The 10613-nt window shown below is 70.8% G+C and carries 9 protein-coding genes and 2 pseudogenes; 5 read left to right on the forward strand and 6 right to left on the reverse strand.

What is annotated here, in order from left to right; translation table 11 throughout:
- Positions 1-787 (reverse strand): annotated as a pseudogene (locus CQZ88_RS27955) (ATP-dependent DNA ligase); the annotation flags it as partial.
- A gap of 101 nt (positions 788-888) precedes the next feature.
- Here CQZ88_RS27955 and CQZ88_RS27960 point away from each other — a divergent pair.
- The gene (locus CQZ88_RS27960; RefSeq protein ID WP_006931708.1) at positions 889-1497 is read left to right on the forward strand and encodes a hypothetical protein; all 609 of its coding nucleotides are present in this window, start codon (positions 889-891) and stop codon (positions 1495-1497) included.
- 22 nt (positions 1498-1519) lie between these two features.
- Here the strand turns inward: CQZ88_RS27960 and corA are convergent, their stop codons facing one another.
- The gene (corA, locus tag CQZ88_RS27965) at positions 1520-2674 is read right to left on the reverse strand and encodes a magnesium/cobalt transporter CorA (protein WP_006931706.1); all 1155 of its coding nucleotides are present in this window, start codon (positions 2672-2674) and stop codon (positions 1520-1522) included.
- A gap of 342 nt (positions 2675-3016) precedes the next feature.
- Between corA and CQZ88_RS27970 the strand changes: the two genes are divergently transcribed.
- Positions 3017-3697: a 3'-5' exonuclease gene (locus CQZ88_RS27970; protein ID WP_006931704.1), complete on the forward strand. Its 681-nt coding sequence runs from the start codon at positions 3017-3019 to the stop codon at positions 3695-3697.
- A gap of 121 nt (positions 3698-3818) precedes the next feature.
- Here CQZ88_RS27970 and CQZ88_RS27975 read toward each other — a convergent pair whose 3' ends face one another.
- On the reverse strand, positions 3819-5240 hold the full coding sequence (locus CQZ88_RS27975) for an RtcB family protein (RefSeq protein ID WP_102800609.1): 1422 nt from the start codon (positions 5238-5240) through the stop codon (positions 3819-3821).
- 92 nt (positions 5241-5332) lie between these two features.
- Here CQZ88_RS27975 and CQZ88_RS27980 point away from each other — a divergent pair, with 92 nt between their 5' ends.
- Entirely contained in the window at positions 5333-5749 is a 417-nt protein-coding gene (locus CQZ88_RS27980; protein ID WP_006931695.1) for an archease, read from the forward strand.
- Between the two features lie 559 nt (positions 5750-6308).
- Here the strand turns inward: CQZ88_RS27980 and CQZ88_RS27985 are convergent.
- Positions 6309-6773: pseudogene (locus CQZ88_RS27985) on the reverse strand (M23 family metallopeptidase); the annotation flags it as partial.
- Positions 6774-7037: 264 nt separating this feature from the next.
- Here CQZ88_RS27985 and CQZ88_RS27990 point away from each other — a divergent pair.
- A complete protein-coding gene (locus CQZ88_RS27990) occupies positions 7038-7910 on the forward strand; it encodes a F510_1955 family glycosylhydrolase (protein WP_374703846.1) in 873 nt (290 codons plus the stop codon).
- Positions 7911-8014: 104 nt separating this feature from the next.
- On the opposite strand, the gene CQZ88_RS27995 is transcribed toward CQZ88_RS27990, so the two are convergent.
- Entirely contained in the window at positions 8015-8728 is a 714-nt protein-coding gene (locus CQZ88_RS27995) for a DUF305 domain-containing protein (RefSeq protein ID WP_029546334.1), read from the reverse strand.
- A 557-nt stretch (positions 8729-9285) separates the two neighbouring features.
- On the opposite strand from CQZ88_RS27995, the gene CQZ88_RS28000 reads away from it, so the two are divergent.
- Positions 9286-9552 carry an SHOCT domain-containing protein gene (locus tag CQZ88_RS28000; protein ID WP_006945984.1) on the forward strand — a complete coding sequence of 89 codons (267 nt, stop codon included), beginning with the start codon at positions 9286-9288 and terminating at the stop codon, positions 9550-9552.
- A gap of 262 nt (positions 9553-9814) precedes the next feature.
- Here the strand turns inward: CQZ88_RS28000 and CQZ88_RS32080 are convergent.
- A partial coding sequence (locus CQZ88_RS32080; RefSeq protein WP_258008844.1) for an HAD-IC family P-type ATPase occupies positions 9815-10613 on the reverse strand: 799 nt, incomplete at its 5' end.

The raw sequence follows: 10613 nt of genomic DNA on the forward strand, positions 1-10613 counted from the left end.
GTTCGGCGAGCAGCTCCTTGCGCTGTTCGACGGTGAACGCCGACGCACCGCCCACCATCACCGGTTCGTCGCCGCCGTCGTACAGGCCCAGCAGCAGGGACCCGACCCCGTCGATGCTCTTGTGCGGCCGGTAGCCGATGAGCACGCAGTCGGCGGTGCGGGCGTGCTTGACCTTGAGCATCTCCCGCTTGTCCGGCACATAGGGCCCGTCGAGACGCTTGGCGACGACCCCGTCGAGACCGGCACCCTCGAACTCGGCGAACCACCGGCCGGCGGTGTCCGCGTCGCGGGTGGCGGCCGTGACGTGGCAGCTGGGGCCGCCGCCGACCACCGCCCGCAGCCGCTCCCTGCGCCGCGCGAACGGCGCCTCCATCAGGTTCTCGTCACCGATCGCGAGCAGATCGAAGCCGACGAACTGCGCGGGGGTCTGCTCGGCGAGCAACGCGATGCGGCTCGCCGCCGGGTGGATTCGCTCGGACAGCGCCTGCCAGTCGAGCCGGATCCGGCCGTCGCGCGGGCGCGGCACCACGATCTCCCCGTCGACGACGCACCGGGCGGGCAACTCGGCCCGCACCGCCGCCGCCAGTTCCGGGAAGTACCGCACGAGGTCCTTGCCGCCGCGCGAGGCGAACACCACCTCGTCGCCGTCGCGGAACACGACGGCGCGGAAGCCGTCCCATTTCGGCTCGTACGACCACTCGGGGTCGCCGTCGGCGGGCTGAGCCGGGACCTCGGACACGGCCTTGGCGAGCATCGGTGCGATCGGCGGAGCGACGGGCAGCTGCACCGGCCCATGGTCGCACCCCGAGCCGACTCGTGCCCGCCGGATTTGCGAGAAATCACCCTACGTTTCCCGCCCGAGGCGGACATTCCGTACGCTCTCCCCCCATGAACTTCATTCGACGGGTGAGCGGCACCGCCGTCGCGCTGGCCGCGGCGGCTCTGGTACTCGGCGCGTGCGGATCGGACGTCGAGCCCCGGGCGGTGCCCGAGTCCGGGTCCGAGACCACGTCGGCGAGTGCATCGGATACCCGGACCACCACCGGCCGTCCGACCACTACCACGGCACCGACGTCCCCCGGCTCCTCCGGCCTGGACATCGACGTCGAGATCGGCGACTGCGTGCGCCTCGGCGGCACCGTCGACGACGCGACCATCGAGAACGCGACCTGCGGCAGCATGGACTCGAACTACAAGGTGATCGACATCGTCGACTCCAGCGAGCAGTGTGTCTCGGACGCCGACCAGACCTACTACGAGTCCTCCGCCGGTGTCGAGGTGGGCGCCCTGTGCCTCGACGTCGACTGGGTGGTGGACAGCTGCATGGACATCTCCGGTGAGGACCCGCAACGCGTCGACTGCGCCGCGCCCGGCCCCGAGACGGAGAAGGTCACCGAGATCCTGCAGAACACCGACAACGTGAACGACTGCTCCGTCTCCGAAGGCGGATTCGTCTACAGCGAGCGTCGTTTCGTGGTCTGCACCGACACACTCTGAGGTCGCCGTCCGCCGCGGCCGGCTACAACCAGCCGCGGCGGCGGAAGATCGCGTAGAGCCCCGCGCACGTCATGACCATCATCAGTAGGGCCATGGGATATCCTGCGGCCCAATGCAATTCCGGCATGGTGTCGAAATTCATCCCGTAGACCGTGCCGATCAGCGTGGGCGCGAACAGAATCGCCGCCCACGCCGAGATCCGCTTGATCTCCTCGTTCTGCTCGATGCTCGCCCGGCTGAGATTGCGCATCTCCTCGTTCTGCATCTGCGAGACCAGCGTCGCGTTGACCGTGAGGATGTTGCCGAGCAGCTGACGGAAGCTGTCGACCTGCTCGACGACCGTCGTGGCGTGGTCGGTGACGTCCCGCAGGTAGCGCTGCAGTTCGTCGTCGGTGCGGTACTTGGCGAATCCCGACGACAGACCGGACAGCACGGTGAGCAGCGGCTTGGCCGCCCGCTGGAACTCGATGACCTCGCGGGACAGTTCGTAGATGCGGCGCGAGACCCGCGGATCGCCGCTGAACACCTCGGTCTCGATCTCGTCGATGTCGTTCTGCAGGCCCGCGACGACCGGCGCGTACCCGTCGACGACGGCGTCGAGGATCGCGTAGAGCACCGCCTCGGGGCCGAGCCGCAGCAGATCCGGCTCGCTCTCCATCCGGTCCCGCACCGCCGACAGGTCGGGCGATTCGCTGTGCCGGACGGTCAGCACGAACGTCGGGCCGACGAAGACGTGCACCTCACCGAAGTCGACCCGCTCGGATTCGTCGACGTAGCGGGCGGCCCGCAGCACGACGAACAGCGTGTCGCCGTACCGCTCGAGCTTCGGGCGCTGATGCGCGACGATGGCATCCTCGACCGCGAGTTCGTGCAGCCCGAATTGCTCTGCGGCGGCGTTGAGTTGAGCGTCGGTGGGCCGGTACATCCCGATCCACGCCATCGAGCCGGGCTCGGGCAGGCAGTCGAGGGCCTGCGCGAGTGTCGCCGGCGACGCGACGCGGCGGCCGTCACGGTAGACCGCGCTGTCGACGATGCTGCTCTCCGCCCCCGCGGCGTCACGGCCGGGACTCGACGCGACGGCGGGGTGCAGGGACGCACCGAACCCGGCGGACGGGTCGGCGGTCGCCGCCGCGGAGCGACGCGGCAGCAGGGCACGGACGGAACGGTTCGGCAGCATGTCGGCACGGCCTTTCGGGGGGCACGGGGGACGACGGCGACGGCATTCGCCGTGGGACGTACACGCGGCGGCAACCGTCGCGCACCGAAAGGACGCGTACGGGCTGCCGTCAGCCGGTACTCGGAGGTCGACTGCGCATCGCGAGTCCCACCTCCTCCACATCACCCGGAACCGCTCCGGGGGCCTGACGAAACACCAGCAGCGTACGCCTTCGTGCCGCACGGAGCCATTTCGGCCGGTCCGGCGCACGACGTCGCGCCGCCCGGCGGACGGTGTCGGTGGCTGCGGCCACAATCGCCGTGACCGCCCTCACCGCCCGCACGACCGACGACAGGACCCCCGATGACGCACTGGCCCGATCGACCGATCTGCGCGTTCGACCTCGAGACCACCGACCGCGATCCGCGGATCGCGCGCATCGTGACCGCGTCCGTCGTCGTCCTCGACGGTGACACCGTCGCGTCGCGGACGTGGCTGCTCGATCCGGGCATCGAGATCCCGGAGGAGACGTCGGCGATCCACGGCGTGACCACGGAGCGGGCGCGCGCCGAGGGCCTCGAGTACACGGCCGGCTACGCCCAGATCCGCGAGGCACTGTGCGAGGCCTGGGTCCGCGATCACATCGTCGTGGCGTTCAACGCCAGTTACGACCTGACGGTCATCGACGCCGAGGGCCGCCGGCTGGGCCTGCCGGGACTCGCCACGGGCCTGGTGTTCGACCCGTACGTCGTCGACCGCGAGATGGACCGCGGCCGCGAGGGCGGCCGCACCCTGCAGGCGGTCTGCGCTGCGTACGGCGTCACGCTGACCGCCGCCCATCAGGCCGAGGCGGACGCACTCGCGGCCGGGCAACTGGCGCGGGCGCTGTGCACCCGCTTCCCGCAGCTCGCCGACCTGGACATCATGACGGACCAGGCGGCCTGGCACGCGGAGCGGCAACGCAATTTCGCCGAGTACCTCTCGGGCCTCGGCCGCGACGCGTCGGACGTGGACCCGCAATGGCCCATCCGCGGTATCGCCTGAGAGAAGTTGCCGGGCAGCGGTTTCCAATGCAGAAACTCTCGACACCGTCCGTGGGCGACCGAATGTCACATGCGTTCGATCGAATCGAACGCATGTGACATTCGGTCCGGCCGCTCGGCGCTCACCCCTTGACGACGCCGAGCGGCACGAGCCGGGCGATCCGGCGGGCCAGGCCCGCACGTTCGCTCACCTCCGCCACCGCGTCGATGTCCTTGTACGCCTCCGGCTTCTCCTCGGCGAGTCCCCGCCACGAGCTTCCCCGCACGAGCACCCCGTGCGTCTCGAGTGCGTCGCGCACCGCCCGGCCGTCGGTGTGCCGGGCAGCACGGTGCCGGCTCTGCACCCGACCGGCCCCGTGCGCGGTGGAGTAGAACGCCGGGTTCCCGGCGACACCGGCCAGCACGTACGACGCGGTGCCCATCGTGCCGGGGATGAGCACGGGCTGCCCTGCATCGGTGAGGTCGGCGGGCACGTCGGGGTGGTCCGGCGGCAGGGACCGCGTCGCGCCCTTGCGGTGCACGCACAGCGCGCGGACCCGGCCGCCGACCTCGTGCCGCTCGATTTTCGCCAGGTTGTGCGAGATGTCGTAGAGGAGGTCGAGGGTCGTGCCGGCCGTTTCCTCGAAGACCCGGCGGGCCGCCTCGGTGAGCAACTGCCGGTTGGCCCGGCCGTAGTTGGCCGCCGCCACCATGGCCCCGAGATAGGCCTCCCCCTCCGGCGACCGGACCGGAACGCACGCCAGCTGCCGGTCGGGGACGTGAATCCCATAGCGGCCCATTGCCTTACCCATCTCACGTACATGGTCGGTGCAAATCTGGTGGCCCAGGCCGCGGGATCCGCAGTGGATCATCACGCACACCGTGCCCACGTCGAGCCCCATCAGCCGCGCGGTGTCCGGATCGAAGATCCGCTCGACGGCCTGGACCTCGAGGAAGTGGTTTCCCGACCCGAGGCTGCCGAGCTGACCGAGGCCCCGCTCGACGGCACGGTCGCTCACCGAGTCCGGGTCGGCGCCGTCCAACACGCCACGGTCCTCACACCGCTCGAGGTCGCGGGCGACGCCGTGCCCCTGCTCCACCGCGAAGCGGGCGCCGCCCGCGAGCACCTGCCGCAGCACGGTACGGTCCGGGAGTTCCCACACGCCCCGGGTCTCCATGCCGCGCGGTACGACGCGACCGAGCCGGTCCATCAACACACCCAGGCGCGACGCGAGGGCGGACCGGTCCGCGTCGCGTGCGATCAGGAGCCGTACGCCGCACGAGATGTCGAAGCCCACGCCGCCGGGGGAGACGACGCCGCCGTCGTCGATGTCCGTCGCCGCGACCCCGCCGATGGGAAAGCCGTAACCCCAGTGCACGTCCGGCATGGCGAACGACGCGGTGACGATGCCGGGCAGCGTCGCGACGTTGGCGACCTGGGTGAGCGCCTCGTCCCCCTCCGCGACGGGGAGCAGGGACCGGGCGGCGAAGACGATCCCGGGTACGCGCATCGCGCCGGCCCGATCGATCCGGAACCGGTACGGGGTCTCCTCGACGATCCTCATCACTGTCCGATCCGGGGGCGGGAACGCGACGTCGGCGGCCTCGTTCCACCATAAGATCTGCAGTGCCTGCTGCACAGGCCCGGGAGCGAATCATGAACGGAAGCGGGTACCGGTCGGTGCCGCACACGGCGGATCTGCGCATCGAGGCGTGGGCACCGACCCGTGACGAGTGCATCGCGCAGGCGGTGCGCGGCGCCGTCGCGAGCTTCGCCGACATCTCGTCCGCGGGACCCGGCCGGGTCCGCAACCGCCCGTTGACGGCCGACGGCGACGAGGACCTGCTCGTCGCGGTGCTCGACGAGGTGATCTATCTGCTCGACACGGCCGGGGAGATCCCGATCGACGTGGTCGTCGAATCCGGCGGCGGCACAGCGGAGGCGCGGTTCTCGATGGTCGACGCCGCCGCGGTGCCCCAGATCGGTGCGGTCCCGAAGGCGGTGTCGCTCCACGAGCTGCGCCTCGACCGAGGACCGGAAGGGTGGTCGTGCTCGGTGACGCTGGACGTGTGAACCGGCGACGAGCGCCGCAGTACCGGTCGCGGCACGCCGAGCGCAGGCGACCGTGTGGGCGCCCTCGCCGTTGTGACTTTCCGCTGTAGATGGCCGGGATTGCCTGCCGGGCCGGTGCCCGTTGCCGGGGCCGAGACCCGGGTGGTCGGCGAGCGGCGGCGCTACATCGGCATGTTCATCATGGGCATCCCGCCCATCTGGTGGAGCCACATCATCAGCTGGTGCAGCAGGGTGTGCGCCTGGTCCATCATGCCCATCATGTTCACGGCCGTGACCTTTCTGGAGCCGAGTAACCCTCGGGGGCGGGATCGTCCCACTATGGCGCTCTGTTGTTCCCCGATGTGCCACCTCGCCTGCGAGATCCGTCTTCTTCAACAGATCTTCACGAGATCTCGACTTTCGGTGTCCGGACACGGCAGGAGTGGGCCGCAGCACCCCCGCACTTCGGAACCTGCCGGCGCGCATGGCGTGGCACCGGTTCATTCGAGCTGTCGTGCGCCGCCCGGCGTGGGTGCGCTGCGGCTGTGCCAGTGGGGCGGTGCGGTTGCCCGCTCGGAGGTCAGTCCGCAGCGATGATGGGGGTGCCGCGGTCGGCCAGCCACTGCGCCGGGTCGGTCTTGGCGCCGGAGCGGTCTTCGACCTCGAAGTGCAAGTGGGGTCCGGTGGAGTTGCCGCGATCTCCGACGGTGGCGATCTTCTGCCCGGCTTCGACTCGTTGCCCGGCCGTCACCAGGTTGGTGTTGTTGTGGCCGTAGGTGGTCACCGTGCCGTCGTCGTGCCGGATGCGTACCCACAGCCCGTAGCCCTGTGCCGGTCCGGCGCTGATGACCTCCCCGTCGGCGACGGCGACGATCGGTGCGCCCATGGTATTGGCGATGTCGATGCCTCCGTGTCCCCGCCCGTCCCCGAAGGTGGAGGTGATCACCCCGGCGGTCGGGGCGACGGACCGCCCGGTCCCGCCCCAGTGCCCGCCGTCGGCCGGGCGCGGCAGGGTGGGGCTTGCGGGTGCGGCGCCGGGGTCTTCCCCTCCGGTGGCGCTCTTGTTGCCGGGGCCGTATCGGGTGTGCCCGCAGCAGGCGCGTCGTCGCCGCCGGGCGGCGCCCCAGGCTCCGGTGCCGGGGGTTGCCCGAATCTCGCGTGCTCTCGACCGCTACCGTCCCCCTACACTGAGGGCACTCGGTCTGTCGAGTGTGAGAGGAGCGGAGATGCGGAACCTGTCGCCGCTGACGATCGTGCTGACCGAGCAGGAGCGCCTGCGGGTGCGCGAACAGCTCCGGCAGCGAGCTGCATGAATCGCGACCAGTTCTCCATGGACCTCAAGGCGCGTGCGCGCACCTGGACGAGCCTGCCGGGCGCGGTGTCGGCGTTGGCCGCAGCTGCCCTGCTCGTGGCCGGATGCTCGTCCCCCGACACCCCTCGCGCGGCGACCGTACCCTCCGGCGCCGCCACCGCACCGCGCGTTGCGTTGTCCCCGGCGCTCGATCACGTGCACGGGATGAGCGTCGATTCCGCCGGCACGATCCTGGCCGGCACCCACAGCGGACTGGTCGCGGTCGCGCCGTCCGGCGCCACCACCGAGGTCGGCACCTCCGACGACGATCTGATGGGGCTGGCCGGGGTGTCCGGCAGCGACGTGCTGGTCGCCTCGGGCCATCCGGGTCCGTCGAACCCCGGCCCCAACCCGCTGGGTTTGCGCCGCAGCGACGACGGCGGGCGCACCTGGACCGACCGGTCCCTGCTCGGAGAGGTGGATTTCCACGCCCTGGCCACGGACGGCACCGTGGTGGTCGGTTTCGACGGCACCCGCGGCATCCGGGTGTCCACCGACGCCGGCGCCACCTGGAGCGCCGGTGCCACCGTGGCGGCCGCGGCCCTGGCCCTGACCCCGGACGCGGTGTGGGCGATCACGCCGGCCGGGCTCGAGCGCAGCACCGACCTGGCACGCACCTTCACCCCGGTCGAGGACGCACCCGCCCTCGTGCTGCTGGCCGGCACCGGCGACGGGCTGTGGGGCATCGATGCCGACGGCTACGCCTGGCGCAGCCGGGACGGCGCCGCCTGGGAGCAGCGGGCCTTCGTCGGGCAGGTGGAGGCGCTGACCGCCACCGGGTTCGACACCGCCTACGCCGCCACGGCCGAGGTCTTGTACACACTGAACTGACGCGGTCGGACCGGGCGGTGCTCCCCGCTGACCGGTGGGGCCCGGCACGTCCGCGTGCCGGGCCCCACCGTGTCGACCGCGCGATCGCGGCGGCTTTCTCGCGGTCACAACGAGGACAAAATGTTCTCCATCGTGGTGATCTCCTGCTGCTGCGTCTCGGCGATGGTGCGCGCCATGGCCACCGCATCGGAATTCTGCCCGGAGTCGACCTCGGTCTGCGCCATCGCGATCGCGCCGCGGTGATGTTCGATCATCTGGGTCAGGAACAGGCGGGACGCGTCGACACCCTGTGCGTCGCGCAGGGCGGTCATGTCCTCGGCCGACATCATCCCGCTCATGCCGCCACCCATCTGTCCGCCGCCGGGCATCGTGGTGGACTGCATCGGCATGTCGTGTCCGGGCATCTCCATCCCGGGGGACGACATGGGCATGTTCGGAGTGGCCATCGGCATGCTGGTCGTGCCCATGGGCATGGTGGGCTGCCCCCAGTCGGTGAGCCAGCTCTGCAGCTGCTCGATCTCCGGGCCCTGGGCGGCCTTGATCTGCTGGGCCAGTTCGGTCACCCGCGGGTCGATGCCCTCCTTGGCCAGGATGACGTCGCTCATCTCGATGGCCTGGCTGTGGTGCGGGATCATCTGCTGGGCGAAGGTCACATCCGCCTGGTTGTGGTCGGCGGCCGTCTCGGCGGAGGCGCTGGTGGTCGCCGTCGCCGACGGGCTCGCCTGCGAGGCCTGATCGTTGCCCGAGTCGCTGCAGGCGGCCAGGGTGAGCGCCGCAGCGACCGCCACGGCGCCGGTGGCCAGAGACTTCTTCCTCACAAGAACATTCCTTTCCGTCGTGTACACGCACCGGGCCGACACCACGGTCGCGATAGCGAAGGCATCCCCCACAGCGGCTGCGGCAAACCCGGCCCGCCTCACCCCTCGGCGGGGGACGCGGACCACTGCGGGTGTGATACGCCCTCTGCGGTGCGGCCGACCGGCCGGCCGCACCTCGTCCGGATCCGAGCCTGGCAGCCGCACCCGGCGACAACTCGGACCTTTCGGTGAAGATTTCCTGAAGAACCACCGCGCCGAGCCCGGAGCCGGGGTCACACGGCGCTCCGTGCCCGGACCGTGGACGCTGCGGCCCCTTCCCGCCCCGGCCCCTCCGGCAATCGGCGACCGACCCGGACGCCTGGGCGACCATCGCCGCTGTTCTTGAGCAGATCTTCACGGAAACGACGGCGAAGAGCTCATCGAGGCCGGGCACCGTGGACAGCGAACACACCGGGACCGCGCACCGCTGCCCCACGCGGGGTGCCGGTGCTGCGGCCGACCGGGTCGGACAGCCGGTGTCCGGTAGCGCCGACCGAGGGCGAGGAAGGGTGGTTTCGATGATGTTCTGGTACGGCAACGGCATGAACGGTTGGGGTTATGTGCTCATGACCGTCGGGATGGTGGCGTTCTGGGCGTTGGTGATCGTCGGCATCGTGATGCTGGTGCGCGCCGCGACTCCCCGGTCGACACCACCGCCGGCGCCCTATGCCCCGACGCCGGAAGAGATTGTGGCCATGCGCTTCGCCCGCGGCGAGATCGACGAGGACGAGTACCGGCGCCGTCTCGACGCCCTGCACACCCATCGGCCCGGCCCGGGGGCGTGAAGACCGCAGTCAGGTCGAATCGCCCTGCCCACCTCAGGTGCGCCGGGTTCAGGAGCGGCGGTGTCAGCGGCGGTAGTGGCGACCGTCGGAGTCGTCGGTGACCAGGCGGTACAGCACGTAGACCGAGAACCAGACGATCAGCACGGACACCAGCACGAGCGCGATCTCGTACACGAGGACCACACCACCGATCCTACGGCCGCGCCGGCCACCCGATCCCACCCTGGCGTCGACCCCTGGATGCGCCGACACCGCGGTGAGGTCAGCGGTGCGGGCTGGTAGGGATCGGCTCCGGTGCCGGGCGCGGCGCCGGCTGCTCCTGCGGTGGGGACGGCAACCGCAGCCGCTTGAGCATCAGCGCATTGACCGCGACGATCAGGCTCGAGCCGGACATCGACAGCGCCGCGATCTCCGGGCGCAGCACCAGCCCGAAGGCGGGTTCGAACACGCCGGCGGCGATCGGCAGCGCGATGACGTTGTAACCGACCGCCCAGCCGAGATTCTGCCGCATCTTGCGCAAGGTGCCCCGGCCGATGCGCAGCGCAATCGGCACATCCAGCGGGTCCGAGCGCATCAGCACCAGATCGGCGGTTTCGATCGCGACGTCGGTGCCGGCACCGATGGCGATCCCCAGATCCGCCTGCGCGAGGGCGGGTGCGTCGTTGACGCCGTCGCCGACCATGGCGACCTTCTTCCCGGCTCTTTGCAGTTCGGCGATCTTGTCGGCCTTGTCGCCGGGCAGCACCTCGGCGATGACGGTGTCGATGCCCAGTTGTCCGGCGATGCGGCGGGCTGTGGCCACGTTGTCGCCGGAGAGCATGACCACCTCGATGCCGAGTTCGTGCAGCGACGCCACCGCCTCGGCCGAGGTCTCCCGGGCGGCGTCGGCCAGGGCAATCGCCCCGACGCCGCGGCCGTCGACAGCGACGAGGACCGCGGTGCGGCCGGTCGAAGCCAGCTCGTCGCGCCGGTCCATCAACGCGCCGAAGTCGACATTCTCGGCGACCATGAGTTTGCGGTTGCCGACGGCGACCCGCCGGCCCGCCACCTCGGCGACCGCA

It is taken from the genome of Rhodococcus sp. ENV425 (assembly GCF_002887785.1).
Lineage (GTDB): Bacteria > Actinomycetota > Actinomycetes > Mycobacteriales > Mycobacteriaceae > Rhodococcus > Rhodococcus aetherivorans.

Coding starts and splice junctions, on each gene's coding strand:
- CQZ88_RS27970 (WP_006931704.1), top strand. CDS start 3,017: ATGACGCACTGGCCCGATCGACCGATCTGCGCGTTCGACCTCGAGACC.
- CQZ88_RS27980 (WP_006931695.1), top strand. CDS start 5,333: ATGAACGGAAGCGGGTACCGGTCGGTGCCGCACACGGCGGATCTGCGC.
- corA (WP_006931706.1), bottom strand. CDS start 2,674: ATGCTGCCGAACCGTTCCGTCCGTGCCCTGCTGCCGCGTCGCTCCGCG.
- CQZ88_RS27990 (WP_374703846.1), top strand. CDS start 7,038: ATGAATCGCGACCAGTTCTCCATGGACCTCAAGGCGCGTGCGCGCACC.
- CQZ88_RS27960 (WP_006931708.1), top strand. CDS start 889: ATGAACTTCATTCGACGGGTGAGCGGCACCGCCGTCGCGCTGGCCGCG.
- CQZ88_RS27975 (WP_102800609.1), bottom strand. CDS start 5,240: ATGAGGATCGTCGAGGAGACCCCGTACCGGTTCCGGATCGATCGGGCC.
- CQZ88_RS28000 (WP_006945984.1), top strand. CDS start 9,286: ATGATGTTCTGGTACGGCAACGGCATGAACGGTTGGGGTTATGTGCTC.